The sequence below is a fragment of the Cellulomonas sp. McL0606 genome, from assembly GCF_058248365.1.
Map to the genome: position 1 here is coordinate 1,461,648 of NZ_CM177779.1, position 26,993 is coordinate 1,488,640.

Here is a 26,993-nt window from a genome sequence, read left to right on the forward strand (position 1 = left end):
CGAACGTGTCGACGAGACGCAATCCCGCGACCGCAACGGGCGACGTGCCAAGATTCAGCGAGGATTCGTCGCCCCGCACGGCCGTGGAGGTCGCATTGGAAATCTGGATTGCCGTCGTGACTCTCATCTTGGGAACCGTGCTCTCGGTGTGGGCTGCGGAGTACGTCAAGCGCCCTCGCGTGGCCTTTGGTAACGGCAGCAGCAATTTCCCGTCGAGCGGCTATCAATTCCGGACCGGGTTTGTGTACAGCGCTCCGAAGCTTCGTCGGAATCCGTCTCGGGCGGACGATTGTTTTCGGAAGGCCGATCCATCGGGGCTTCTCCTGGGGTGTCGAAGTCGAGCGACGATCGACGGAGTGCTGGGTTACGGTCGACGACGACGACGGCGGATCCTTTCAGCCTCTACTTCCTGAACCGAGACCACACCGGCGCGACTGCAACAGCGGTCGTCGGTGGAAGCGACCAGGCCGAGTTTGTGATGCTCGCGCGGGACATGGACTACTCCTACTACTTCTTCTACGCCCCGACTGGGGAATCGGATCTTGCTCCGATGATCGTTACGGAACACGCGAAGTTCGACAAGACGAAGCGATTCACATTGACGCTCACCTACGTTGGCGCACGAAAGGCACAGAAAGCCGAGCTCCTGGTGCGCAGAGACCCTGACGGGCGCCTCTCGTTCGAGTTTCGCCAAGGAAAGAGTTCGGGGGGCGGCCATCTGTAGTGAGGGACAGCGGCGCGCGCCCGCGGCGCGCGCTCTTTACTTGATATAGCAACGTAACTCGGCTCTGCGCAGGGCGCGTACGCGCCTTCGCAGAGTGTTCCGTGGCAAGGAACGCAGCGCCCGGAGCCCGCGAAGCGGGCGAGGACGAACGGTTCCGCGGCAGCTAGCGCACGGGTGAGCGCTCGCGAAGGCGAGTGACACGGGTGTAGTTCGCGTGATAGGACTTCGTTCTGTCGGGCGCGAGACCACCAGGGCCCACTAAGACACGAGACGGTAGCCCTTCCTGGGGGGCTGAGCAGCGCAGACGGCCAGCGCCCAGATAACGCTCGAAGGCATATGAACAGACGACGGCCCCCCGGAGCGAGACCGGATGCTGAGGCCCGTCTGTTCGCTCCAAGGCTCTGATCGTGACGGTCCTCAGCGGTCCCTGTTGGCGCCGCTGTGTGGAGTATCCGTGTCCGTGAGTTCGTCTGCGTTGGCCCCGCGTCCTGCTGGCTGGGTCTTGTCGCTGTACCCCGCTGCTGGCGAGGGCGGTGGTTGCTTCGTCTCGTCCTACCGCCCCGTTCGCAGCTACGTCGCGCGGGGGGCGGCTGCCGATCCGGCGCGCGCCGCTCAGGAGGCCGCTCGCCGCGCACGGGCCAAGGTTCGCCGCTACGGCGCCGCGAATGGGCTGAACCGTCTGGGCACGCTCACGTATGGCCCTCCGCGCGCTACCGATCCCGCAGTCGTCCGCGAGCACGTCGGGCTGTTCTTCCGTGAGCTACGTACGGAGCTGGGCGGGCGGGCACTGCCGTACATGTGGGTTCCTGAGCTGCACAAGGATGGCGAGCACTTCCACATCCACTTCGCTGTCGGACGGTACGTCCAACGGCGCGCGATCCTCACAGCTTGGCCGCGAGGCATCGTGGACATCCGCCTGATCGGTGACCTGCCCGTGGGTTCCGGGGTGCTCGCGGAGTCGCGCAGGGCGGCGGGCTACCTGTCGAAATACGTCACGAAGACGTTCGCGGACCCGAGCACCCGTGCGCTCGGGATGCATCGCTACGACGTCGCGCAGGGCTTCCAGCCGAAGAAGCTGCACTGCACGGCCGCTCACCGGAGGACGTACTGGACCAAGCGTCCGAGCTGCTCGGCATGGCGCCGGCCACGTTCTGGTCGTCCTCGGAGGTTGAGGACTGGGCCGGTCCGCCGGCCATCTGGGCGCAGTGGGGCCGGTGACCGCGGTGGCGATCGATCTGGACTGGCTGGCGGACTGGGTGGCGGCCTCATGCGCGGACCAGGGCGTGCCCGTGAAGGTCAATGACCCGGTTGCATTGGCGCGCATCGGAGTGCTGTTGGGCGGGGTGCCCGACCCGGGCGCGCGCACGGCGCGCTAGCGCCGAGCACGCCCGGGCCAGGCAGCGCCTCACGGCCTCCACGTCGGTCGCACCCGGTTGGGATCCAGGGCACGCGCCCCACTCACCCCGGGCCCGATGGTCGCGTACTCCAGGACCGCCGCGACGATCGCAGCCTGCCGCTCGAGGTTCAGGTCAGTCCAGCGTCCGCGTAGCTCAATCGCGTTGCCCACCAATCCGGCCAGCGCCCCGCTGCCGCTGATCTGAGCCAGCTGCCGCTCGGTGTTCTGGATCCGTCGTTCGATCGGGGCGCGCGCCCCGGTCCACTCGATCGCGCTGATCTGCCGCGTGGCATACAGGCCGGTGAGTTCCTCCATCTGCGCCCGATCCTGATCGGCTCGGCAACTAGCGCACTCTGACGGTCGTCGGCGCTCGCTCGCCCGGCGAGCGCATCGGCCAACTCCGGGGTGTCCAGCCGCAGCAGGACAGCCTCGGTCAGAGCTCCTCGACCGGCTCAGCCACGACAGTCAGTCGCCCGCAGCCCCCGTGGTCCGGGCCCTTCGCGCACACGTAGCGCCGCCGATCTCCGCGCGGTGAGGAGAACAGCCGGTTCCCGCACTTGCCACACCGCAGCATCCCGGACAGCAAGTAGCGGCGCGGTGCACGCCTGCCACTGATCGTCTTCGCTGCCTGAACCGCCAGCACCCGGTCGCGCTGGGCCGGGGTGATGATCGCCTCCCACGCCGCCGGACCAATCACTTCGCCATGATGCTCACGCAGTCCCGCGATACGGCCCGAGCTGAGCACGCTGCGCACCGTCGGTGTCCGCCACTCCGCGCCCGTGACCGTTGGGATCTCCTGAACGTTTAGCCACGCAGTTAGCGATCGGTGCGACTCCCCAGCAAGCAACCGCGCCACCAGTACCCGGATTACCTCGGCCTCCGATTCGACGACGGTCAGCCTGTCAGCCGTGTATCCGTACGGGCGCACGGAGCCACCGTTGGGCATCCCCTGATCGGCCAGTTGCTCGTGCTTGCGCCGGATCCGCTCGGAGCGCCGCCCGGACTCCTTGGCCGCGAACGCGGCGAAGATCCGCGCCATGAACAACCCGTCATCGTTGCCCAGGTCAATGTCGGCCGTCACCGTGGCGACCTGCCGGACCCCGGCCTTCTCGCACAACTCGGTGAACTGCTCGAGCTGGATCGGCTGCCGCGTGAGCCGATCGAGGTTGTAGACGATCACCGCATCGCGGAATCCGGCCCGCAGGTGGTCCAGCATCCGTTCGTAGGACGGGCGGCGCTTGCCCTTGAACGCGGACACGTCGTTGTCGATGTACTCCTCAGCGACGGTCCAACCGCGCTCCGCGGCCAGCTTGCGGCAGTCTTCCAACTGGCGTTCGACCCCTAGAGCCGTACCGGTCGGGTCCGACGAGATGCGGGCGTAGATCGCGGCAGCCTGAGGTGTCATCACAAGAGGTCACCTTAGCGATGTGCGCCCAACGCGGCGTTGCTCTGCGTGTTCCACCACCAGGAGGTCCACCGGTTCGACCTGTCGATCGAGCGGGTCGCCCCGCCGCGGGACACGGCCGTCCGTCCTCGCGGCCGCGGTGGCGGATTGGGTCCGCCGCCGAGGCTTACGTCTTCCGTCTGCCGGACGGCACGGTCGTCTCGGGTCGGAGCGCCGGCGTCCCCGCGGGCGAGCCGGCCCCGATGGACGTCGATCCTTCGTCGCCACCCGTCGAGCCGGTCGGAGCCGACCCTCATCCGTCCCTGCTGTCCGTCTGACCTGAGGTCGCGGGTTCGCGTCAGGGCGCGGCGGCCAGAGTCAAGGCGTGCGCGACGTCGTCGATCTCGCGGTCGAGGAGACCGACCGTGACGCGGACGTGGCTTCCGATGGCGGCGTCGCACGGGTGACCTGTGCGAGCACTGGCCGTGCGGGCCGTGGGCACGTCGGTGGGCAGGGCCGTCGGTTCCGGGCGGACGGCGGTGATACCTGCCGGGGCGTCAGCGCGGAAGGGTGCGCCTGGGGCGACCCGGATGCCGGCGGCCTCGAGGCGGACGAGGGCGATGCGTTCGTCGTGGACCGGGAGCCAGAGGTTGATGCCGTCGCCGGGGTCGACCACGACGCCGTTGGCGGCGAGCGACTCACGCAGGGCGCGGCGGCGGGCGAAGTAGACGCGGCGGGCGTGGGCGACGGCCTCGACCGAGGCGCTGTCGGTGAGGAGGTCGACCAGGACGTGCTGCAGGAGGCGGCTGGTCCACCCGGGGCCGAGCATCCGGCGGGCGACCAGGGCGTCGAGGACGGTCGCCGGTCCGCCGACGGCGGCGATGCGCAGGTCGGGGCCGTGCGACTTGCTGTACGACCGGACGTGGACCACGCGGTCGGGCAGGTGGACGCCCAGGCTGACGTCGCGTGCCGAGGCGATCTCACCGGAGTGGTCGTCCTCGACGACGAGGGCGTCGTGCCGACGCAGCACGCCCGCGAGCTCGCGGGCCCGCGTCGCGGTCATGCTGACGGCGGTCGGGTTCTGGGCCCGGGGCTGCAGGACGACCACGCGGGCTCCGCCCGAGAGGGCCTGCTCGAAGCTCGCCGGGACGCATGCCCTGGCGGTCGAGCGTGACTGGGACACGTTCCAGACCGAGCTGGTCGAGCAGGTCGAACAGGGGCGGGAAGCCCGGGTTCTCCACCGCGACGCGCGCGCCGTAGCCCACGACCCGTTCGAGCGTCCGGCTGATGGCGTCGAGGGCGCCGTCGACGACCGTGATCCGTTGCGGCGCGAACGGCCAGGACTCGCGCAGCAGCACCTCGAGCGCGGGCACGACCGGCGCGCCCAGGTAGGCGCCGGTGTCTGCGGACGGCATCTGCAGGGCCACGCGGGTCAGCGCCGGTCCGATGAGCGGCAGGAGATCGGGGTCAGGCGTGCCGCTGGACAGGTCGAGCCGGGCCGGTGCGCCACCGGCCAGGTCGCGGTAGCGCGGAGGGAGCCAGCTGGCGGGCGGCGGCAGGACGACGGTGCCCGCTCGGCCGCGCGAGGTGACGATGCCGACCGCGGCCAGCGCCTGCCACGCACCGCTGACGGTGGCGGGGCTGACGCCGAGCTCGGCGGACAGGACGCGGACGGTGGGGAGCCGGTCGCCGGGGCGCAGGTCACCGCCCCGGACGAGCCGCGCCACGGTCGCCGCGATGCCCCGAGGGCTCCGGTCGTCCACGTGGGCTGCGAGGTCCATGCGGGCCAGGATGCACGTCCACGCGCAGGTCCGGAGCCCGTCGGGGCCGCCGACGGGCGCCCGATTCGCCCGACCGCCAAGATGTTTACACGCTCGACACGAGCGTTCGCGGGGAAGAAACTCGCGGTAACGCCACAGAAATGTTCAACCCCGACAGTCACATTCCAGGCGAGGGCGCCCCGGCGTCGTCGGCCGGGGTCGGCGTCGGCGGACGGATGAGCGGACGAAAGGCCGGAGGCACTCCATGACAGTCGTGCGCGTCGCATTCACGCAGGCCACCTGGACGGGCGACAAGGAGTCGATGATCGCCCTGCACGAGGCCTGGACGCGGGAGGCCGCCTCGCAGGGCGCCCAGGTGATCGCCTACCAGGAGCTGTTCTACGGCCCGTACTTCGGGATCACGCAGGACACCTCCTACTACGGGTACGCGGAGTCGGTGCCTGGTCCCACCACGGAGCGCTTCTCCGCGCTGGCCAGGGAGCTGGGCATCGTCATCGTCCTGCCGGTCTACGAGGAGGACCAGCCCGGCGTCCTCTACAACACGGCCGCGGTGATCGACGCCGACGGCACCTACCTGGGCAAGTACCGCAAGCACCACATCCCGAACCTGCCCAAGTTCTGGGAGAAGTTCTACTTCCGGCCGGGCAACCTCGGGTACCCGGTGTTCGAGACGGCGGTCGGCCGCATCGGCGTGAACATCTGCTACGACCGCCACTTCCCCGAGGGCTGGCGGGTGCTCGCGCTGAACGGCGCCGAGATCGTGTTCAACCCGAACGCGACGGCGCCTGGCATCTCCAACAAGCTTCTGGGAGATCGAGCAGCCCGCCGCCGCGGTGGCCAACGGCTACTTCGTCGTCGCCAACAACCGGGTGGGGCTCGAGGACAACGAGTACGGCGACGAGGCCGTGAACTTCTACGGCTCGTCGTACGCCGTCGGGCCCGACGGGAACTACGTGGGCGAGGTGGGGTCGTCGAGCGAGAACCAGCTCCTGATCCGGGACCTCGACCTGGACCAGGTACGGATCGTGCGCGAGAGGTGGCAGTTCTTCCGCGACCGCCGCCCGGAGGCCTACGGCCCGATCGTGGCACCGTGAGGAAGGCGCCGTGAAGAAGGAGATGCAGGGATGAAGACGCTCATCACAGGCGGGACGCTGGTCAGCGCGACGGGGCGCACGCCCGCGGACGTGCTCATCGACGGCGAGACGGTCGCAGCGGTGCTGAGTCCCGGCTCGACGCTGCTCGGCTTCGACCTCGCGGCCAACGTGGACCAGGTGATCGACGCGACGGGCAAGTACGTGATCCCGGGCGGCATCGACGCGCACACGCACATGGAGGCTGCCGTTCGGCGGCACCAACGCGAGCGACACCTTCGAGACGGGCACCCGCGCGGCGGCCTGGGGCGGCACGACGACGATCATCGACTTCGCGGTCCAGCGCACGGGCGAACGGGTGATGGACGGGCTGGCCACCTGGCACGAGAAGGCGGCGGGCAACTGCGCGATCGACTACGCGTTCCACCAGATCGTCGGCGGTGTCGACGACGACGCGCTCAAGGCGATGGAAGGCCTGGTCGCCGAGGGGATCACCAGCTACAAGCTGTTCATGGCGTACCCCGGGGTCTTCTACTCCGACGACGCCCAGATCCTGCGGGCGATGCAGAAGGCGTCCGAGCTCGGGTTGCTCACCATGATGCACGCGGAGAACGGCCCGGCGATCGACGTCCTCGCCGCGCAGCTGGTCGAGGCCGGCAAGACCGACCCGTACTACCACGGCATCGCGCGCGCGTGGCAGCTCGAGGAGGAGGCGACGCACCGCGCGATCATGCTGGCCGACGTCACCAACGCCCCGCTGTACGTGGTCCACGTGAGCGCCAAGCAGGCGGTCGCGCAGCTGGCGTGGGCGCGCGACAACGGCAAGAACGTGTTCGGCGAGACGTGTCCGCAGTACCTGTACCTGAGCCTGGAGGAACAGCTGGGGGCACCCGGGTTCGAGGGCGCCAAGTGGGTCTGCTCGACCCCGCTGCGCTCGCGGGCCGAGGGGCACCAGGAGCACATGTGGCAGGCGCTGCGCACCAACGACCTGCAGATGGTGTCCACCGACCACTGCCCGTTCTGCATGAAGGGCCAGAAGGACCTGGGCGTCGGGGACTTCCGGGCCATCCCGAACGGGATCGGGTCGATCGAGCACCGGATGGACCTCATGTACCAGGGGGTCGTGACGGGCGAGATCACGCTCGAGCGCTGGGTCGAGCTGATGTCGACCACGCCGGCCCGGATGTTCGGGCTCTACGGCAAGAAGGGCGTGATCGCGCCGGGGGCCGACGCCGACGTCGTGGTCTACGACCCGAACGGGCACACGTCGATCGGCGTCGGCAAGACGCACCACATGAACATGGACCACTCCGCGTGGGAGGGGTACGAGATCGACGGGCACGTCGATGTCGTCGTGTCCCGCGGGTCCGTGGTCGTCGACGAGACCGGCTACCGCGGCCGCAAGGGCCACGGCCAGTACGTGCCCCGCGGCCTGACGCAGTACCTGCTCTAGTACCCGCCCCAGCCAGCCGGCTCACCAGAAGGGTCGCCCATGGACTTCGGCGTCGTCCTGCAGACGAACCCGCCGGCCTCGCGCACGGTCGAGCTGGCGCGCCAGGCGGAGACGCACGGGTTCAGCCACGTGTGGACGTTCGACTCGCACCTGCTCTGGCAGGAGCCGTTCGTCATCTACTCGGCGATCCTCGCCGCCACGCGCAAGGTGATGGTCGGACCCATGGTGACCAACCCGGCGACCCGCGACTGGACGGTGATCGCGAGCCTGTTCGCGACGCTCAACGAGATGTACGGCAACCGGACCATCTGCGGGATCGGCCGTGGCGACTCGGCCGTCCGCACGCTGCACGGCAGGCCGTCGAACCTCGCCACTCTGCGCGAGTCGATCCACGTGATCCGCGAGCTGGCCAACAGCCGGTCGGTGGAGGTGAACGGCGCCAAGGTGCAGTTCCCCTGGTCGGCGGGTTCGGTGCTCGACATCTGGGTCGCGGCGTACGGGCCGCTCGCGCTCAAGCTGACGGGCGAGGTGGGCGACGGCTTCATCCTGCAGCTGGCCGATCCGGATATCGCCGCGTGGACGATCAAGGTCGTGCGCGACGCGGCCGAGCAGGCCGGGCGCGACCCGGACGCGATCCAGTTCTGCGTCGCGGCCCCGATGTACGTCGGGGACGACCGGCAGCACATGCGCGAGCAGTGCCGTTGGTTCGGCGGGATGGTCGGCAACCACGTGGCCGACATCGTCGCGCGCTACGGCGCCGACTCGACCATCCCCAAGGCGCTCACGGACTACATCGCGGGCCGTCAGGGCTACGACTACAACGAGCACGGCCGCGCCGGCAACACGCACGCGGCGTTCGTGCCCGACGAGATCGTCGAAAGGTTCTGCATCCTGGGCAGCGCGGCCGAGCACATCGAGAAGCTCGAGGCGCTGCGGGCGCTCGGCGTGACCCAGTTCGCGGGCTACCTCCAGCACGACAACAAGGAGGAGACCCTGCGGCAGTACGGCGAGCACGTCATCCCGGGCCTGGCGACGACGGTCGTCGCCACCGGATGACCGATCTCGCGACGAGCACGAGCGCGCCGGTGGGGACGCCGGCCGCGCCGCCACGGGTGCGCACGCAGACAGGACGGCGGGTCGTCGTCGGGCTCCTCGTGGTGCTCGCGCTCGCTGTCGTCTGGGAGCTGGTCAAGGCCGTCGTGCCCGACACCGGCGGCCACCTGCTCGGCGCCAGCGTGCTGCCGCGGACCGACGACGTCGCGATGCCGCACGTGTGGACGATCGTGCAACGGATGCTCCAGCCCGAGACCTCGGCGGTCGGGTCGCCGACCGTGCTGAACGCGATGCTGCAGGCCTGCTGGTTCACGTTCCGGGTCGCCCTCGCCGGTTGGGTGCTGGGCTCGGTGGGCGGATTCCTGATCGCCCTCCTCATGCAGCGTTGGATGGTCGCCGAGTCGGCGCTGCTGCCGTGGGTCGTGCTCAGCCAGACCGTCCCGCTCATCGCGCTCGCGCCGCTCGTCGTCGGCTGGGGAGGACGGATCCACCTGGGCTCGTTCGAGTGGCAGCGCTGGATGTCGGTGGCGCTCATCGCGTCCTACCTCGCGTTCTTCCCGGTCGCGGTCGGGGCGTTGCGCGGGCTGCAGTCGCCGCCGGCCGCCCAGGTCGAGCTCTTCCGGTCGCTCGCGGCCGGCTGGAGCGGCACGGTGCGCGGCCTGCGGATCCCGGCGAGCGTCCCGTACCTGCTGCCCGCGCTGCGCCTCGGTGCCGCGACAGCGGTGGTCGGCGCGATCGTGGCGGAGGTGTCGACCGGCACGAAGGGCGGCATCGGCCGCATGATCATCAGCTATGCCCAGTCGGCGAGCGGCGACCCGGCCAAGCCGTGGGCGGCGATCGCGGGCGCCGCGGTCCTCGGCCTCGTCGCCGCAGGGCTCGTCTCGCTGCTCGGGCTCGGACTCGGTCGCTACCGCTACGCGGAGGTCTCGTGAACGTCGTCGAGCAGGACGCCGTCGTCGCCCGTGGCATCGGCAAGACCTTCGCGTCCCGCGCCGGTGCCGTGACCGCGCTCGAGAGCATCGACCTGACGGTGGCCGCCGGCGAGTTCGTCTCCCTGATCGGCCCGTCGGGCTGCGGCAAGTCGACGCTGCTGCGGCTCATCGGCGACCTCGACCAGCCGTCGACCGGAGAGCTCAGCGTGTTCGGCAGGTCGGCGCGCGTGGCCCGCGAGGCGCAGGACTACGGCATCGCGTTCCAGCAGGCGGGTCTGCTGCCGTGGCGGGACGTCACCGGGAACGTCGAGCTGCCGCTCGAGCTGCACGGGGTCGGCAAGCGCGAACGCGCGGCACGGGCGGCCGACCTGCTCGCACTCGTCGGACTGGCGGACTTCGCCGGGCACTTCCCGCACCAGCTTCTCCGGTGGCATGCAGCAGCGCGTCGCGATCGCCCGTTCGCTCGCCGAGCGGCCGCGCCTGCTGCTCATGGACGAGCCCTTCGGCGCGTTGGACGAGATGACGCGCGAGCGCATGCAGACCGAGCTCGTGCGCATCTGCAAGGAGAGCAGCGCGGCGGTCGTCTTCGTCACGCACTCGATCCCCGAGGCGGTGTTCCTCTCCCAGCGGGTCGTGGTGATGTCTCCGCGGCCCGGGCGGATCACGGCCGTCGTCCCCGTCCAGATCGCCGACGAACGCACGGAGGGTCTGCGCGAGGACGCGTCGTTCTTCGCGGCGGTGACCGCGGTGCGCGAGGCGTTGCACGGCTCCGGCGCGATCCCGGCGGAGCCAACGACCCGAGGCGTGGAGCTGCGATGACCACCCCGACCACCGGAAGCCTCGACGCCGCTCGGCGGTCCGCTGGCTGGCGCCGGTGCTCCTCGGGGTGCTCGCGCTCGCGCTCTGGCAGGCGTTCGTCGTCGTGACCGGCGTGAAGCCCTACCTGCTGCCGAGCCCGACCGCGATCGTCGAGCAGCTGCGCAAGGTCGTCCCGCTCGTGTGGTCGGCCGCGCTGGCCACGGGTCTGAACGTGCTGGTCGGACTGGTCGTCGGCGGGACCGCCGCGGTGCTCGCCGCGATCGTCGCCGCCCGGAGCCGGATGGTCGACTCGTTCATGTCGCCGACCGCGGCGGCGGTATCGGTGATGCCGATCGTGGCGCTCGCACCGGCGCTGAACACGATGTTCGGAACGACGTCGACGACGCCGCGACGGCTCGTCGTCGCGGTCGTGGTGTTCGCGCCGATCTTCGTCAACACCCTGCGGGGCCTGCGCCAGGTCCAACCGGTGCACCGCGACCTCTTGCGGGCATACGCGGCGACCCCGCGGCAGATCACGCGCACGGTCACGATCCCGGGTGCGCTGCCCTACTTCTTCACCGGTCTGCGCATCGCGTCGTCGACCGGTGTCATCGCGGCAGTCGTCGCCGAGTACTTCGGCGGCCTGCAGAACGGGCTCGGTTCGCGCATCACGTCGGCCGCGTCCAACAGCGCCTACGCCCGGGCGTGGGCGTTCGTGCTCGGCGCGATCGCGCTCGGGCTGGTCTTCTACCTGGCGACCCTCGCGCTCGAGCGCGCGGCGGCTCGTCGCACCGGGGGCTGAGAACCGGCACCCCGACACCCGTCCGCCTGTCACCGAGGCCAGGCCGGCCGAACCAGCAACGGTCCGAGGCAGCCAACGAAAGGGATGACGATGAGACGAACCAGACGAACTGCGTGGAGCATGGCGGCACTGGGGGCCGCAGCCGCGCTCGCCCTGTCCGGCTGCGGCGGCAGCGACGACAGCGGGGCCGCCGCCAGCGACGGTCCGGCCATGTCCGTGGCTCCGCTGACCCCCGTGAAGCTGCAGCTGCAGTGGTTCACCCAGGCCCAGTTCGCGGGCTACTACGCGGCCCTCGACCAGGGCTACTACCGCGACGAGGGCCTCGACGTGACGATCGTCGAGGGCGGCGTCGACATCGTGCCGCAGTCGGTCCTGGCGGACGGCTCGGTCGACTACGCGATCGCCTGGGTGCCCAAGGCGCTGGCGTCGCGCGAGCAGGGCGCGGAGATCACCGACGTCGCGCAGATCTTCCAGAAGTCGGGCACGCTGCAGGTCTCGTTCAAGGGCAAGGACATCACCACGGCCGCGGACCTGGCCGGCAAGAAGGTGGGCAACTGGGGCTACGGCAACGAGTTCGAGCTGTTCGCCGGCATGACCAAGGCGAAGCTCGACCCGGCCAGCGACGTCACGCTCGTGCAGCAGCAGTTCGACATGAACGCACTGCTGGGCGGGGAGATCGATGCCGCGCAGGCGATGACCTACAACGAGTACGCGCAGCTGCTCGAGTCGACGGACCCGGCCACGGGCAAGCTCTACACGCCCGAGGACTTCAACACGATCAACTGGAACGACGAGGGCACGGCGATGCTGCAGGACGCCATCTGGGCGAACTCGGCCAAGCTGGCCTCCGACAAGGACTACCAGGCGACCACCGAGAAGTTCGTCAAGGCGAGCCTCAAGGGGTGGATCTACGCGCGCGACAACCCGGAGAAGGCGCGGGACATCGTCGTCGCCCAGGGCTCGCAAGCTGGGCAACAGCCACCAGCTCTGGCAGACCAACGAGATCGACAAGCTGATCTGGCCGTCGCCGGACGGGATCGGCATGATCGACAAGGCCGCCTGGGACCAGACGGTCGACATCGCCCTGCACACCAAGAACGACCAGGGCGCCACCGTCATCACGACCGACCCCAGCAAGGACTCGTACACGAACACGTACGTCGAGAAGGCACTGGCCGCTCTCAAGTCCGAGGGGGTGGACGTGACCGGTTCGGACTACAAGCCGATCGACGTCACACTTGAGGCCGGCGGGAAGTAAGGCCAAGCCCGCGCGCGGTGGCCGGATCCGCAGACCACCGGCCACCGCTCGCGGCACGACGAAGGAGCACGACGAGATGACCTCGCAGGACGGCGCGACGGCGCTGCGGCTGGACCGCGACCACGTGTTCCACTCCTGGTCGGCGCAGGCGCACCTGGACCCGCTGGTGATCGCGGGCGGCCTCGGCTCGACCGTCTGGGACCACGACGGCCGGCGGTACCTCGACTTCTCGAGCCAGCTGGTCAACGTCAACATCGGCCACCAGCACCCGCGCGTGATCGCGGCGATCCACGAGCAGGCGGCAACCCTGACGACGATCGCGCCGGCCACCGCCAACCTCACGCGCGGGAAGGCGGCCGAGCGCATCCTGTCCCACGCGCCCGCCGGGTTCTCCAGCGTCTTCTTCACCAACGGTGGCGCCGACGCCAACGAGAACGCGATCCGGATGGCCCGCCTGCACACCGGCCGGGACAAGGTCGTCTCGGCGTACCGCTCGTACCACGGCAACACCGGGTCGGCCGTCGTCGCGACGGGCGACTGGCGGCGGGTGCCCAACGAGTACGCGCGAGCCCACGTGCACCACTTCGGTCCGTTCCTGTACCGCTCGGAGTTCTGGGCGACCACGCCCGAGCAGGAGTCCGAGCGCGCCCTGCACCACCTCGAGCGCGTGATCCAGGCCGAGGGTCCGACGAGCGTCGCTGCGATCCTGCTGGAGACCATCCCCGGTACGGCCGGCGTCCTCGTGCCGCCGCCGGGCTACCTCGCCGGCGTGCGGGCCATCGCCGACCGGTACGGCATCCTGCTCATCCTCGACGAGGTCATGTGCGGGTTCGGGCGGACCGGGCAGTGGTTCGCGTTCGACGGTTTCGACGTCCGACCGGACCTCATCACCTTCGCCAAGGGCGTGAACTCGGGTTACGTGCCGGCCGGCGGCGTCCTCCTCAGCGACCCGATCGCGAAGACCTTCGACGATGTCGTGTTCCCCGGCGGACTGACCTACTCCGGCCACCCGCTGGCCATGGCGTCGATCGTCGCAACCCTCGACGCGATGGCCGACGAGGGCATCGTGCAGAACGCGGCGACCATCGGCACGGACGTGATCGGGCCCGGCCTGCGGGCGCTCGCGGAGCGGAACCCGCTGGTCGGCGAGGTGCGCGGTCTGGGGGTGTTCTGGGCGGTCGAGCTGGTGCGCGACAAGGACACCCGCCGGCCGGTCGAGCCTGCCGTGATGGGCAAGGTCAAGGCGGCCGCCTTGTCGCGCGGGCTGCTGCCGTTCCTGGCCGACAACCGCGTGCACGTCGTCCCACCCTGCGTGATCACCGCCGACGAGGCCCGCACCGGCCTGCGGCTGCTCGAGGAAGCGCTCGACGAGGTCGCGGCCTCCGTCGCCTGAGCCCACCGCAACGACCCCTGAGGAGCACCACCGCATGAGCACCAGCACGTCCCGACCCCGTCGTGCCCTCGTCACGGGTGCGTCGTCCGGCATCGGCGCGGCCACCGTCCGTCGGTTGCGCGCGGAGGGCTGGCAGGTCGTCGCGACGGCCCGTCGCGCCGATCGCTTGGCGGCGCTTGCGCAGGAGACCGGCGCCGACACGTTCGTCGCGGACGTGACCGACGGCGCCGACGTGGAACGACTCGCGGCGTACGTCGCGGCCGACGGCCCGCTCGACGCCCTGGTCAACAACGCCGGCGGAGCGTTCGGCCTGGACTCCGTCGAGAAGGCCGACCTGGACCACTGGCGGCGGATGTACGAGCTGAACGTCCTGGGCACGCTGCGCGTGACGCAGGCCGTGCTTCCGCAGCTGCGCGCCGACGGCGGGGGAGACGTCGTCGTCGTGACCTCGACCGCGGCATACGGCCCGTACGAGGGTGGCGCCGGGTACACGGGCGCCAAGGCGGCCGAACGGATGCTCGCGACGACGCTGCGCTGGGAGATCGTCGGCGAGCCGATCCGCGTCCTGGAGATCGCGCCGGGCGCCGTGGCGACCGACGAGTTCGCGCTCGTGCGCTTCGACGGCGACGAGGCGCGAGCGGCGGCCGTGTACGACGGATACCAGCCGCTGGTCGCCGAGGACATCGCCGACGCGATCGCCTGGACGTTGAGCCGCCCGCCGCACGTGAACATCGACCTGCTCGTGGTGCGTCCCCGCGCGCAGGCGAGCAACACCAAGACGGCCCGCACGGGAGTCTGAACGACGCAGCCCCGCTCCACAGGCCTGCTGGGCTTCCTGCTGGTGACGGTACGGGCTGTGACGACCGACCCGAGCCCAGCGCGCGTGGGCTGCCGTGGGATGCCTGACGGCCCGGCCCCGAACGGTCCTGTCGCTGCTCGACGCGGCCGGGCCAGAATGCAGCGATCCCACGCGGTGCTCGCCCCGGCGTCGCCCGCAAGGACGGGCGCCGTGGCGACACAGACGGGCTAGCCTAACGGGGGAGGAACGGCTGTATGCGACGAGCGATGCGATCGGCTGTCGGGCTGGCGCTCGTCGCGCTCGTGACCGGGTGCGGCCAACGGGCAGCGCCGGAGACGATCGGCGGGGGTTGGCAGACCGTCACGAACAGCCCGCTCTCGGCGCGCCAGTACCCGTCGGTGACGTGGGTGGTGGACCGGTTCATCGTTGTCGGCGGTGACGATGGTCCGCCCTGCCCTCGGAACGCGTCCTGCGTCCTGCCCCTGGGCTCCGCGTTGCGCGACGGGGCCGCCTTCGATCCGGCCACAGGCCTCTGGCAACGCATCGCCGACGCGCCGACCCCGATCCTGACGGCGGACGACGCTGTGCTGGGCAGCACGCTCTACGTGCTCATGGGCGCGCCCCAGCCCCAGGTTCCGCCGGCGTTCCTCGCGTTCAACGCTCTCGAGGACGCGTGGACCTCGCTGCCGATGCCACCCGGCGGCGCGGGCGGAGCTCGTCGCGTACGGCGACGTGCTGCTCTCGGTGCCCGGCACTGACGAGAACGCCCGCTCGACCGACTCCTGGTTCGACCCCACGACCAACACCTGGCATGAGATCCCCGACGACCCGCTGGGACCCAGCTACGACCGGTCGATGACCGTCGTCGGCGGTCGCGCGATCCTGACCGCCAAGGACCTGGTCCCCGACCCGGGGGCCGAGAAGCCGTCGATCGTCCGGCTGGCGCAGCTCGACCCGACATTGTCCAGGTGGACCGTGCTGCCCGACAGCGAGGTCATCGGGTCGGGCCCGGTCGCGGTGGCCGGTCGCCTGGTGTTCCCCGACGTGGGCGGCGCCGACGGGGGGGCGGTCGGGAACTGGGGCCGCGAGTACCCGGACGGCGGCATCTTCGACCCGGCAACGGGAACGTGGACGAACCTGCCGTCGGCGCCCGGCACAAGCTCCTGGCCCCGCGTCGTCGTCTCAGATCGCGTCGCGGTCGGTGACGTCCTGCTGGACCCGGTGGACGGCACGACGAGCACCCGGCCGGCCGACCCCTGGTCCACCGAGGACTTCCTGACCATCGCCACATCTCCGACGGAGATCTTCGCCTGGGGTGGCGCCCACGACCGCAGCACGACGGGCTACCTGCTGCCTTCGTGAGTGGGGCCGCTCGTCGCCCGTCACAGACCGCGCGGGCGCCAACCCGAGGTGGACCATCGCGACCGCCCGACCTCGAGGGCCTTCACTCGTTCGGACGCCACCGCACGCGGACCCCGATGCCGCGCATTCGGGTGGGTGATGTCCGACCGGCTACGTAGGGTAAGCGTGTGCCCGATGCTCCACCGCCCCCCGTTCGTAAGTCCGAGTCGACGACGCGCGTCCTGTTCCAGCTGCGGCGCTGGGCCCGACCGGCCCTTCCGCGCATCGCCCTGGGCGGCCTGACCGCCCTCGGCGCCAGCCTCCTCGCGCTCGCCGTGCCGCAGGTGCTCCGGGTGATCGTCAACGGCCCGTTGCTCGGCCAGGGGTCGACGCGCGGCGTGGTCCTGGGCGCCTCGGTCGTCCTCACCCTCGGCGTGCTGGAGGCCTTCCTGGTCTGGTGCCGACGGGCTCTGATCCTCACCCCGGGCACGGGCGTCGAGCGCGACATGCGGACCGACCTGTTCCGACACCTGCTCGACCTGCCGGTCGAGTTCCACGACCGGTGGCCGGGCGGGCAGCTGCTGTCGCGCATCATGTCGGACCTGTCGACCATCCGGCGCTGGACCGTCTTCGGGCTCGTGATGCTGCTGGTGAGCGCGACCACCGTGCTCGTCGGGGTCGCCCTGATGATCTGGACGAGCCCGGTGCTCGGTGTGGTCTACCTGGTGGGTGCCGTGCCCATGATCTGGCTCGGGTTCCGCTTCCGGGAGGACTACAAGGTGGTCGCCCGCCGGGCGCGCGACCAGGCGGGCGACCTGGCGACGACCGTCGAGGAGTCGGTGCACGGCATCCGGGTCCTGAAGGCGTTCGGTCGCGGTGAGGACGCCTTGGACGACTTCGCCCGGCAGGCCGACGAGCTCCGGACCACGGAGGTGCACAAGGCACGCACGCTCTCGCGCGTCTCGTTCGCCCTCGGCGCGATCCCGGAGGCCGTGCTCGCGGTGTCGCTCGCCATCGGCGTCTACCTGTCGGCCCACGACCATCTGAGCGTCGGCGCTCTGGTCGCCTTCTTCGCGACGGCCGCCGTGGTCAACAACCCGGTGGAGCGCCTCGGCATGCTCCTGGCGATGACGCTCGACGCGCGAGCGGCCACGGACAGGTACCTGCAGGTGATGGAGACGGGCTCGACCGTTCAGGACCCCGAGCGCCCGGTCGTCCTGCCGCCCGCCGATCCCGCCGGCTCTGTGGTCGAGCTGGTGGACGTCGGGTTCACGCACCCCGGGGCCGGGAGCACGGCGATCCTCGACGGCGTCGACCTGCGCCTCGAACCGGGGGAGACGATGGCCCTCGTGGGCCTGACCGGCAGCGGCAAGACCACGCTGCTCCAGCTGGTGCCGCGGCTCTACGACGTGACAGCCGGGTCCGTGCGCATCGACGGCGTCGACGTGCGGCACCTGTCGCGCGCCGACCTGCGCGGCGCGGTCTCGGTCGCGTTCGAGGACCCGATCCTGTTCTCCGCCTCCGTGCGCGAGAACGTGCTCCTCGGCACGGACCTGACCGGTCCGGAGGCCGACGCCCTCGTCGACGAGGCCCTGGACGTCGCCCGGGCGGGCTTCGCCTACGCGCTCCCGGACGGGCTCGACACGGTGATCGGCGAGGAGGGCCTGAGCCTGTCGGGCGGCCAGCGGCAGCGGATCGCCCTGGCGCGGGCGATCGCCGTGCGGCCGCGGGTCCTGGTGCTGGACGATCCGCTGTCTGCCCTCGACGTCACCACGGAGGCCGCGGTCACCGGGCGCTTGCGGCAGATGCTCACCGGCACGACGACCCTCGTGGTCGCGCACCGGCCCTCGACGGTCGCGCTCGCCGACCGCGTGGCCGTGCTCGAGGACGGTCGGATCACCGGCGTCGGCCGGCACGCCGAGCTGCTGGCGACCCACCCCCACTACCGCTACGTGCTGACCGCGCTCTCCACCCGGGACACCGACGACGCCCTCGAGGAGGTGCGGCGATGACCGTCGACAACGAGTCGCGGGACGACGACCCGACCCGCACCGAGTCGCGCCGGCTGCGCCGCCGCTCGCTCGCTCTGCTGTCGTCGTTGCTGCGTCCCGTCCGCGGGGCGGCGTGGTGGACGGCCGGGCTCGTCGTCGGCTCGCAGCTCGCCGCGGTGGCCGGCCCGGCGCTGGTGGCGTACGGCATCGACCGAGCGCTGCCGGCCCTGCAGGACGGCGACCCGTGGCCGCTCGTCGTCGCGTCGGGGTCCTATCTCGTCGCGGCGCTGCTCGGCGGCGTCCTCACCGCCGCCACCGTGCGGGCGTCGGCGCGCGTCAGCCAGACGATGCTGCTCGACCTGCGGCGGCGGGTGTTCCGGCACACGCAGCTTCTCAGCCTCGAGTTCCACGAGCAGTACACGTCCGGGCGGATCATCTCCCGGCAGACCTCCGACGTCGAGTCGCTGCGCGAGCTGCTCGACGGGGGTGTGACCACGCTCGCGACCGGCGTGCTGGCCATGGTCCTGACAGCGGTCTCGCTGGTCCTGCTCGACGTCCGCAGCGGCCTTGTGCTCCTGATCGCCGTGATCCCCGGGATCGTGCTCACCCGGTGGTTCCAGGTGCGCTCGCAGGTGCAGTACCGCAAGAACCGGACCGCGGTGGCCCGGCTGATCGTGCGGTTCGTCGAGACCATGACCGGGATCCGGGCCGTCCAGGCGTTCCGCCGCGAGCACGACGTCGAAGCCGTCTACGGCGAGCTCGCGGAGGACTACCGGGGGACGACCGCCGAGGCGATCCGGCTGAACGGCGTCTTCGACACCGGGCTCACGCTCATCGGCAACGTCACGGTCTCCGCCGTCCTGCTGGTAGGTGGACTGCGCGCCATCGACGGACAGCTGGCGGTGGGCGTGCTCGTCGCGTCCGTGCTCTACGCCCGCCGGTTCTTCTCGCCGCTGTCGCAGATCGGGATGTTCTACAACTCGTTCCAGTCGGCCACTGCGGCACTCGAGAAGCTGGCCGACCTGCTCGCCGAAGAACCCACCGTGCCCGAGCCCGCCCACCCGGTCCGTCTCCCGCGACCGCGTGGCGACGTGCGGTTCGACGGGGTCGAGTTCGGGTACGGCTCGGGGCCGACCGTGCTGCCGCGGGTCGACCTGCACCTGCCGGCCGGCCAGTCGGTGGCGCTCGTCGGGGAGACCGGAGCGGGGAAGTCGACCGTCGCCAAGCTGCTGGCCCGGTTCTACGACGTGCGGTCCGGGTCCGTGCAGCTGGATGGTCTGGACCTGCGGCAGATCGACCCGGTCGACCTGCGTCGAGCGGTCGTCATGGTGACGCAGGAGGCGTACCTGTTCTCCGGGTCGATCGGGGCGAACATCGCGCTGGGCAAGCCGGGCGCGGCCCGCGACGAGATCGAGGCCGCAGCGCGGGCGGTCGGCGTGCACGACCTCATCCGTGCGATGCCCGACGGCTACGACACGGAGGTGGACAAGCGCGGCGTGCGCCTGTCCGCGGGCCAGCGTCAGCTCGTCTCGTTCGCACGCGCGTTCCTGGCCGACCCGGCGCTCCTGATCCTCGACGAGGCGACCAGCTCGCTCGACGTGCCGGGGGAGGCCCTCGTCCAAGAAGGGCTGGCCACGCTGCTGGCCGATCGGACGTCGGTGGTGATCGCGCACCGCCTCTCGACGGTCATGGGAGCGGACCGGGTGCTCGTGGTCGACGCCGGTCGGGTGGTCGAGGACGGCACGCCGCAGGGCCTGGTCGCGGCCGGCGGCAGGTTCGCCGAGCTGTACGCCGACTGGCAGCGGTCCTTGCAGCGCACGTCCTGAGCGCCGGCGACACCGGCCCGTCCGTTCCCCGAGGGGAGCGAACGGGCCGGTGCACCGTGACGTGTGGGACGAACCGGCCGGCAGTCAGAACCACTCGGTCAGAGGTGCCGCGCCGCGTACTCGTGAAGGGCGTCCCGGACGAACGCGGCGCCCCGCGGGCCGCCGTAGGTCGCGGCGAACCGCTCGTCGGCGACGTACATCTCCGCCAGGCCGCGGACATACTCGGCGACCGGCGCGCCGCCGTGCCCGGGCGTCCCGGGGATGCTCCCCAGCCAGGCGACATGACGAGCGGCGAGCTCCTGCGCGTCGTCGGAGCCGGGATCGCCTCCGGCTTCCGCGGCCGTAGCCCACAGGGTGATCAGCCCGCGCTGCGCGCCTGCCACGCCGCGCGCTCGGCCTCGCCCATGCCGCGCCACCAGGCGTCGGAGGACGTGTACGCCGCGGGCCCCCAGCGTTGCTCGACCTCCTCCCGGTAGGCGGTGTGGTCGAACCCGTCGAACATGTCCTCGGCCACGATCGGCCCTCCGTCCTGTCGTGCGGTGATGGTCCTCTCGACCGACGCGACCTGCCGCGCCAGCCGGTCCTGCTCGCTGCGCAGCCACGCGAGATGGCGATGCAGCGCGGTGGTCTCGTCCTGCTCCTGGTCGAGGACCCGCCGGATCTGCTGCAGGCCGAGGCCGAGCCCGCGCAGCAGCAGGATCCGCTGCAGCCGGACCAGCGAGTCCTCGTCGTACCTGCGGTAGCCGTTGTCGCCGATGCGGCTCGGCGAGAGCAGCCCGAGAGCGTCGTAGTGCCGCAGCGTGCGGCTCGTGGTACCGGTGAGCCGCGCCACCTGCTGGATCGATGCCTCCATGCGCACCACCGTAGGAGTTGACGCAACGTCAAGGTCAACTGCTGCCGACGGGTCAGAGCCTGCCGAGCCGGCGCAGGACCACACCCGTCAGGTCGCGGACGTCGTCGACGAGCTCGACCGCACCCGCGTCGCGCAGCTCGCCGTCGGCCGCGTAGCCCCAGGTGACGCCGATGGTGTCGACGCCGCAGGCGCGGGCGCCGCGCACGTCGTGCTCACGGTCGCCGACCATGAGCAGGGGCGATGCGGCCGGGAACGCGGCGAGCGCGGCGGCGACGACGTCTGCCTTGGTCGACGGCGTGTCGTCGGGCGGAGCGCCGAAGATCGCGTCGACCCGGTCCGACAGGCCGAACGCGTCGCAGATCGGCCCCGCGAAGACCGTCGGCTTGGAGGTCGCCACGACCAGCCGGACGCCCCCGGCGCGAAGATCGTCAAGCACGTCGTCGATCCCGCCGAACACGGCGTTCTCGCTGATCATGCGCGTGACGAACTCCTCCCGGTACGCGCGCACAGCCTCGCCGACGCGGGCGGCAGGGACGCCGTGCGCCACGAAGCTCCCGGTGATCGGCGGCCCCACGAACGAGCGGAGGACGGCCGCGTCCGGGACGGGAAGGTCCAGGGCGCGGTACGCGTAGGCGGCCGAGGCGGTGATCCCGGGTGCGGAGTCCATCAGGGTGCCGTCGAGATCGAGCAGGACGAGTGGGCAGGCCACGGCCACGAGTGTGCACGCAACTCGCCGGCAACGTGGGCGACCTAGGGTGGCTGCATGACGGATCCGGCACGTGAGGTGCTCACCTGGGACCTGTTCGGCACGGCAGCACGGGAGCTGGCGCAGGCGGTGGTCGACGACGGGTTCGAGCCGGACATCGTCATCGCCGTGGCCCGCGGTGGACTGCCGCCGGGTGGCGCGATCGCCTATGCGCTGGGCACCAAGGCCGTCGGCACGCTGAACGTCGAGTTCTACACGGGCGTCGACGAACGCCTGCCGGACCCGGTCGTCCTGCCGCCACTGCTCGACACCGACGCCATGTCCGGCCTCAGGGCACTGGTGGTCGACGACGTGGCCGACACCGGCGAGACGCTGGCCCTGGTGCAGAAGATCATGGCTCTGCACTGCGAGGAGGCGCGGACGGCGGTGCTGTACTCGAAGCCACGCTCGATCGTCGAGCCCGACTACGTGTGGCGGCGCACGGACCGCTGGATCGTCTTCCCCTGGTCGGCCGAGCCGCCCGTGGTGCGCTCCGCGGGCTGAAACCGGATATCCTGACGCGCACAGGCATCGACCCGGCCATCACCGGCGAGCCTCCGGAAGAACAGGCACGGCCCGCGGGCCGAGACAGTGCCCCAGTAGAACCGGACGGGTAGGCCCGTCACAGCCCTCACGAAGTGGTCGACGACCCGCCCGGGGAGCCGGCAAGCGAGGTGGTACCGCGGTAGAGCCCGGCCGGTCCGGGTCCGATCGTCCTCGCAGCCGAGAGCGACGCACCCGACCGGGTGCCGACCACAGGAGATCCGCAGGTGGCCTACCCGCTGCATCGTCCGTCCACACCCGTTCCTGCGTCGCCGGACCTCCCGTCCCTCGAGAGGGACGTCCTGGCCTACTGGGACACCGACGGCACGTTCCAGGCGTCGATCGACGCGCGTCCGGCGGGCGAGCAGGGCGCCAACGAGTTCGTCTTCTACGACGGACCGCCCTTCGCCAACGGCCTGCCGCACTACGGCCACCTGCTCACGGGGTATGCCAAGGACGTCGTGCCGCGGTACCAGACCATGCGCGGGCGCCACGTCGAACGCCGGTTCGGCTGGGACACGCACGGGCTGCCCGCCGAGCCTCGAGGCGCAGCGGCTGCTCGGCATCACGGACACCTCGCAGATCGAGGAGATGGGCCTCGCCGCGTTCAACCAGGCCTGCCGCGAGTCGGTCCTGCGGTACACCGGGGAGTGGCGCGAGTACGTCACGCGCCAGGCACGCTGGGTCGACTTCGACCACGACTACAAGACTCTCGACACCACGTTCATGGAGTCGGTGATCTGGGCGTTCCAGCGTCTCTACGACAAGGGGCTCGCCTACGAGGGCTACCGCGTCCTGCCGTACTGCTGGCGCGACGAGACCCCGCTGTCCAACCACGAGCTGCGCATGGACGACGACGTCTACCAGTCCCGCCAGGATCCCGCGCTCACGGTCGGGCTGCGGCTCGAGACGGGCGAGCTCGCGCTCATCTGGACGACGACGCCGTGGACGCTGCCGAGCAACCTCGCGATCGCCGTCGGGCCGGACGTCGACTATGTGACCGTCGAGCCCGGTCCGGACTCCGCGCTCGCGGGTGAGCGTGATCCTCGCCGCAGCGCGCCTGGGCGCGTACGCCAAGGAGCTGGGCGAGGCCACGGTCGTCGCGACGGTCAAGGGCCGCGACCTGGCCGGACGCCGGTACACCCCGCCGTTCGACTACTTCGTGGGCCACGAGAACGCTCACCAGGTCCTGCTCGGCGAGTTCGTCACCACCGAGGACGGCTCGGGCATCGTGCACCTCGCGCCGGCCTTCGGCGAGGACGACATGGCCGTCTGCGACGCGGCCGGCATCCCGACCATGGTCGCCGTCGACGCCAAGGGGCGGTTCACCGCCGGCGTCGGCGACTACGAGGGCCTGCAGGTGTTCGAGGCCAACAAGCCGATCATCGCGGACCTCAAGGCCGGCACCGGACCGCTCGCTCGGACCCCCCAGGACCGTCGGTCGGTGCTGGTGCGCCACGAGACCTACGAGCACTCCTACCCGCACTGCTGGCGCTGCCGGAACCCGCTGATCTACAAGGCGGTCTCCAGCTGGTTCGTGGGCGTCACCCAGTTCCGCGACCGCATGGTCGAGCTCAACCAGGAGATCTCCTGGACGCCGGAACACATCAAGGACGGCCAGTTCGGCAAGTGGCTTGCGGGCGCGCGCGACTGGTCGATCAGCCGCAACCGGTACTGGGGCACGCCTATCCCGGTGTGGGTCTCCGACGACGTGACGTACCCGCGGATAGACGTCTACGGCTCGCTGGCCGAGCTGGAGGCGGACTTCGGCCGGGTGCCGACGAACGAGGCGGGCGAGCCGGACCTGCACCGGCCGTTCATCGACGAGCTGACCCGTCCCAACCCCGACGACCCGACCGGCGCGTCGACCATGCGTCGCATCCCGGACGTGCTGGACGTGTGGTTCGACTCCGGCGCCATGCCGTTCGCGCAGGTGCACTACCCGTTCGAGAACCAGGAGTGGTTCGAGCACCACTACCCGGGCGACTTCATCGTCGAGTACATCGGCCAGACGCGCGGCTGGTTCTACACGCTGCACGTGCTGGCCACGGCGATCTTCGACCGGCCGGCGTTCCGCAACGTCATGTGCCATGGCATCGTGCTGGGCGACGACGGGCGCAAGGCGTCCAAGAGCCTGCGCAACTTCCCGGACCCGGTCGAGATGTGGGACGTCTACGGCTCGGACGCGGTGCGCTGGTTCCTGATGTCGAGCTCGATCCTGCGCGGCGGGAACCTGATCGTCGGTGAGGAGGGCATCCGCGACGGCGTGCGTCAGGTGCTGCTTCCGCTGTGGAGCACGTACTACTTCTTCACGCTCTACGCGGGCGCCGCGGGCTACACGGCCCAGGCGGTGGACGGCGACCGCGCCGCGGGGCTCGCGCCCATGGACCGCTACGTGCTCTCGCGCACGAACGACCTGGTCGCCACCGTCACGGCGCAGATGGACGCCTACGACATCGCGGCCGCGTGCGAGTCGGTGCGCGAGCACCTCGACGTGCTGACCAACTGGTACGTGCGCACCCAGCGGGACCGGTTCTGGGCCGAGGACGCCGACGCGTTCGACACGCTCTGGACGTCGCTCGAGGTGCTCACCCGCGTCATGGCGCCGCTGGCGCCGCTGGTCTCGGAGGAGGTCTGGCGCGGGCTCACGGGCGGGCGCAGCGTGCACCTGACCGACTGGCCGCCGGCCGGGGCGTCCGACGAGGCCCTCGTCGTGGCGATGGACGAGGTCCGGGCCGTCACGTCGACAGCGCTCGGGCTGCGCAAGGCAGCGGGTGTCCGCGTCCGCCAGCCGCTGCGCACGCTCACGGTGGCGGTCGGCGACGCGTCCGCGCTCGCGCCCTACGCGGACCTGCTCGCGGCCGAGCTGAACGTCAAGGCCGTCGACCTGGTCACCGCCGACGAGGGGACGGCGGAGCGGTTCGGGATCACGCAGCGACTGGCGGTCAACGCCCGTGCGGCCGGTCCGCGCCTGGGCCGGGGCGTCCAGGCGGTCATCCAGGCGGCTCGCGCCGGCGACTGGCTCGTCGACGGGGAGACCGTCGTCGCCGGCGGCGTCGCCCTCGAGCCGAGCGAGTACGAGCTGACGACGGTCGTCGGCTCCCAGGGTGGCGCGGCCGCCGTGCTGCCGGGCGGGGGCTTCGTCGTGCTCGACCTCACGCTCGACGACGCGCTGCGTGCTGAGGGCTACGCCCGCGACGTGGTGCGCGCAGTCCAGGACGCCCGCAAGGCGGCCGGCCTGCAGGTCAGCGACCGGATCGTGCTCGCGCTCGACGTTCCCGCCGAGCACCTGGCCGCGGTCGAGACGCATCGCGACACGATCGCCCGGGAGACGCTCGCCGTCTCCGTCGAGGTCAACGACGCGGCGCCCGAGCTGCGGGTCACCGTGGCAGCCGTCGAAGGTGGAGGGTACGAGGCATGAGCGGTGGAACGGAGTCGGGGGGCGCGGCGCACGTGCGTCGGCAGGCCGAGCGGGAGGCGCGCGAGGCGGCCGACGAGGTCTACCAGGCCATCCTCAGCCGCGCGCCCGAGCACGAGATCGACCCGTCGTTCGATCGAACCCTCGCCGTCATGGAGCTGCTGGGCGACCCGCAGAAGGCCTACCGCGTGGTGCACCTGACCGGCACCAACGGCAAGACCTCCACCGCGCGCATGGTCGAGCGGCTGGTCCGCGAGCACGGCCTGCGGACCGGGCGGTTCACCAGCCCGCACCTGTCGCGGGTCAACGAGCGGATCGTGATCGACGGCGAGCCCATCAGCGACGAGCGCTTCGTCGAGGTGTGGCAGGACGTCGCGCCCTACATCCACCTGGTCGACCAGCGCTCCGCCGAGCAGGGCAAGCAGCGGCTCTCGTTCTTCGAGGTGTTCACGGTGATGGCGTTCGCGGCGTTCGCGGACGCGCCCGTGGACGTCGCGGTGATCGAGGTCGGCATGGGTGGGTCGTGGGACTCCACCAACGTCGCCGACGGCGAGGTCGCGATCATCACGCCCATCGCCATGGACCACGAGCGCTACCTGGGCGACACGCTGCTGGACATCGCCTCGGTCAAGGCGGGCATCATCAAGGACGGCGCCACGCTGGTGCTCGCCACGCAGCAGGAGGACGTGGAGGGCGTCGTGCTCGCGGCGGCGGCGGAGCGCGGGGCACGGGTCGTGCGCGAGGGTGTGGACATCCAGGTCGTGGACCGACAGGTGGCCGTCGGCGGCCAGCTCATCGCCCTGCAGGGTCTCGGCGGCACCTACACCGAGATCTTCCTGCCTCTGCACGGCGAGTTCCAGGCGCACAACGCGCTGCTGGCGCTCACGGCGACGGAGGCCCTGCTGACCGGCGGCCGCGCCCTGGACCCAGGCATCGTCGAGGTGGCGTTCGCGGACGTCGACTCGCCCGGTCGTCTGGAGGTCGTGCGCTCCAGCCCGACCATCATCGTCGACGGTGCCCACAACCCCGCCGGCGTCGAGGCGCTCGTACCGGCGATCGAGGAGGCGTTCGAGTTCCAGCGGCTCGTCGGTGTCGTCGGCGTGATGGCCGACAAGGATCCCGAGGGCATGCTCTCGCTGCTGGAGCCGTTGCTCGCCGAGGTGGTGGTCACCCGTGCGTCGAACGCCCGCTCGCTCGACGTCGAGGACCTCGCCGAGGTGGCGATCGACATCTTCGGTGAGGACCGCGTACACGTGGCCGAGCGCCTCAACGACGCCCTCGATCTGGCTGTGACCCGGGCGGAGAGCGAGGCCGAGCGTGGCGCGGGCGTCCTGGTGACGGGGTCGATCCTGCTCGTCGCGGAGGCCCGGATGCTCCTGGGTCGCCGCTGACCGCACGGCTCTTCTGCACGA

At 71.0% G+C, this 26,993-nt stretch carries 19 protein-coding genes and 6 pseudogenes; 19 read left to right on the top strand and 6 right to left on the bottom strand.

The annotated features are described in order from the left end of the window. Positions 1–328: 328 nt before the first annotated feature. The 3 genes and pseudogenes from AC38ZX_RS07440 (at position 329) to AC38ZX_RS07450 (ending at position 2,100) form a co-directional block, all read left to right on the top strand. Complete coding sequence (locus AC38ZX_RS07440) at positions 329–724, top strand: hypothetical protein (protein ID WP_491296873.1); 396 nt, start codon at positions 329–331, stop codon at positions 722–724. Positions 725–1,094: 370 nt separating this feature from the next. After that, positions 1,095–1,667, top strand: a pseudogene (locus AC38ZX_RS07445) (rolling circle replication-associated protein); the annotation flags it as partial. Positions 1,668–1,947: 280 nt separating this feature from the next. Continuing rightward, positions 1,948–2,100 (top strand): hypothetical protein, encoded by a 153-nt coding sequence (locus AC38ZX_RS07450; RefSeq protein ID WP_491297573.1) that lies wholly within the window; start codon positions 1,948–1,950, stop codon positions 2,098–2,100. Positions 2,101–2,129: 29 nt separating this feature from the next. Here the strand turns inward: AC38ZX_RS07450 and AC38ZX_RS07455 are convergent, their stop codons facing one another. The 4 genes from AC38ZX_RS07455 to AC38ZX_RS07470 form a co-directional block, all read right to left on the bottom strand. Continuing rightward, complete coding sequence (locus tag AC38ZX_RS07455) at positions 2,130–2,435, bottom strand: hypothetical protein (protein WP_491296874.1); 306 nt, start codon at positions 2,433–2,435, stop codon at positions 2,130–2,132. A 118-nt stretch (positions 2,436–2,553) separates the two neighbouring features. Next, a complete protein-coding gene (locus tag AC38ZX_RS07460) occupies positions 2,554–3,525 on the bottom strand; it encodes a recombinase family protein (protein ID WP_491296875.1) in 972 nt (323 codons plus the stop codon). A gap of 337 nt (positions 3,526–3,862) precedes the next feature. Continuing rightward, positions 3,863–4,603, bottom strand: a complete 741-nt coding sequence (locus tag AC38ZX_RS07465) for an aminotransferase class I/II-fold pyridoxal phosphate-dependent enzyme (protein ID WP_491297326.1) — start codon at positions 4,601–4,603, stop codon at positions 3,863–3,865. Next, positions 4,485–5,285, bottom strand: coding sequence for a GntR family transcriptional regulator (locus AC38ZX_RS07470; RefSeq protein ID WP_491296876.1), 801 nt, complete (start codon positions 5,283–5,285; stop codon positions 4,485–4,487). Before AC38ZX_RS07470 ends, AC38ZX_RS07465 begins: the two co-directional genes overlap by 119 nt. 244 nt (positions 5,286–5,529) lie before the next feature. Here AC38ZX_RS07470 and AC38ZX_RS07475 point away from each other — a divergent pair. From AC38ZX_RS07475 to AC38ZX_RS07535, 13 genes and pseudogenes are all read left to right on the top strand, one after another. Then, a pseudogene (locus tag AC38ZX_RS07475) lies at positions 5,530–6,379 on the top strand (nitrilase-related carbon-nitrogen hydrolase). 30 nt (positions 6,380–6,409) lie between these two features. Further along, a pseudogene (gene hydA, locus AC38ZX_RS07480) lies at positions 6,410–7,829 on the top strand (dihydropyrimidinase). Positions 7,830–7,868: 39 nt separating this feature from the next. After that, positions 7,869–8,885: a TIGR03842 family LLM class F420-dependent oxidoreductase gene (locus AC38ZX_RS07485; protein WP_491296877.1), complete on the top strand. Its 1,017-nt coding sequence runs from the start codon at positions 7,869–7,871 to the stop codon at positions 8,883–8,885. Further along, on the top strand, positions 8,882–9,814 hold the full coding sequence (locus AC38ZX_RS07490) for an ABC transporter permease (RefSeq protein WP_426595196.1): 933 nt from the start codon (positions 8,882–8,884) through the stop codon (positions 9,812–9,814). Before AC38ZX_RS07485 ends, AC38ZX_RS07490 begins: the two co-directional genes overlap by 4 nt. 98 nt (positions 9,815–9,912) lie before the next feature. Beyond that, a pseudogene (locus AC38ZX_RS07495) lies at positions 9,913–10,633 on the top strand (ABC transporter ATP-binding protein). A 55-nt stretch (positions 10,634–10,688) separates the two neighbouring features. After that, a complete protein-coding gene (locus AC38ZX_RS07500) occupies positions 10,689–11,414 on the top strand; it encodes an ABC transporter permease (RefSeq protein ID WP_491296879.1) in 726 nt (241 codons plus the stop codon). Positions 11,415–11,534: 120 nt separating this feature from the next. Further along, positions 11,535–12,656, top strand: coding sequence for an ABC transporter substrate-binding protein (locus AC38ZX_RS07505; RefSeq protein WP_491296880.1), 1,122 nt, complete (start codon positions 11,535–11,537; stop codon positions 12,654–12,656). Between the two features lie 92 nt (positions 12,657–12,748). Further along, the gene (locus AC38ZX_RS07510; protein WP_491296881.1) at positions 12,749–14,065 is read left to right on the top strand and encodes an aspartate aminotransferase family protein; all 1,317 of its coding nucleotides are present in this window, start codon (positions 12,749–12,751) and stop codon (positions 14,063–14,065) included. 34 nt (positions 14,066–14,099) lie between these two features. Next, a complete protein-coding gene (locus AC38ZX_RS07515) occupies positions 14,100–14,864 on the top strand; it encodes an SDR family oxidoreductase (protein WP_426595201.1) in 765 nt (254 codons plus the stop codon). A 266-nt stretch (positions 14,865–15,130) separates the two neighbouring features. Continuing rightward, on the top strand, positions 15,131–15,622 hold the full coding sequence (locus AC38ZX_RS07520; RefSeq protein ID WP_491296882.1) for a Kelch repeat-containing protein: 492 nt from the start codon (positions 15,131–15,133) through the stop codon (positions 15,620–15,622). Next, positions 15,609–16,226: a Kelch repeat-containing protein gene (locus AC38ZX_RS07525; protein ID WP_491296883.1), complete on the top strand. Its 618-nt coding sequence runs from the start codon at positions 15,609–15,611 to the stop codon at positions 16,224–16,226. Before AC38ZX_RS07520 ends, AC38ZX_RS07525 begins: the two co-directional genes overlap by 14 nt. A 167-nt stretch (positions 16,227–16,393) precedes the next feature. After that, a complete protein-coding gene (locus AC38ZX_RS07530; RefSeq protein WP_491296884.1) occupies positions 16,394–18,217 on the top strand; it encodes an ABC transporter ATP-binding protein in 1,824 nt (607 codons plus the stop codon). Then, positions 18,214–20,022 (top strand): ABC transporter ATP-binding protein, encoded by a 1,809-nt coding sequence (locus tag AC38ZX_RS07535; RefSeq protein WP_426595204.1) that lies wholly within the window; start codon positions 18,214–18,216, stop codon positions 20,020–20,022. Before AC38ZX_RS07530 ends, AC38ZX_RS07535 begins: the two co-directional genes overlap by 4 nt. A 98-nt stretch (positions 20,023–20,120) precedes the next feature. On the opposite strand, the pseudogene AC38ZX_RS07540 reads toward AC38ZX_RS07535, so the two are convergent. Together AC38ZX_RS07540 and AC38ZX_RS07545 are read right to left on the bottom strand one after the other, a co-directional pair. Then, positions 20,121–20,875, bottom strand: a pseudogene (locus AC38ZX_RS07540) (MerR family transcriptional regulator). Positions 20,876–20,927: 52 nt separating this feature from the next. After that, the gene (locus tag AC38ZX_RS07545; protein ID WP_491296885.1) at positions 20,928–21,584 is read right to left on the bottom strand and encodes an HAD hydrolase-like protein; all 657 of its coding nucleotides are present in this window, start codon (positions 21,582–21,584) and stop codon (positions 20,928–20,930) included. A gap of 54 nt (positions 21,585–21,638) precedes the next feature. Here AC38ZX_RS07545 and AC38ZX_RS07550 point away from each other — a divergent pair, with 54 nt between their 5' ends. The 3 genes and pseudogenes from AC38ZX_RS07550 to AC38ZX_RS07560 all read left to right on the top strand — a co-directional run bounded on the left by AC38ZX_RS07550 (position 21,639) and on the right by AC38ZX_RS07560 (position 26,972). Next, on the top strand, positions 21,639–22,124 hold the full coding sequence (locus AC38ZX_RS07550; protein WP_426595207.1) for a phosphoribosyltransferase: 486 nt from the start codon (positions 21,639–21,641) through the stop codon (positions 22,122–22,124). Between the two features lie 266 nt (positions 22,125–22,390). Further along, positions 22,391–25,584 (top strand): annotated as a pseudogene (gene ileS / locus AC38ZX_RS07555) (isoleucine--tRNA ligase). Further along, on the top strand, positions 25,581–26,972 hold the full coding sequence (locus tag AC38ZX_RS07560) for a bifunctional folylpolyglutamate synthase/dihydrofolate synthase (protein WP_426595209.1): 1,392 nt from the start codon (positions 25,581–25,583) through the stop codon (positions 26,970–26,972). Before ileS ends, AC38ZX_RS07560 begins: the two are co-directional and overlap by 4 nt. Positions 26,973–26,993: the final 21 nt, after the last annotated feature.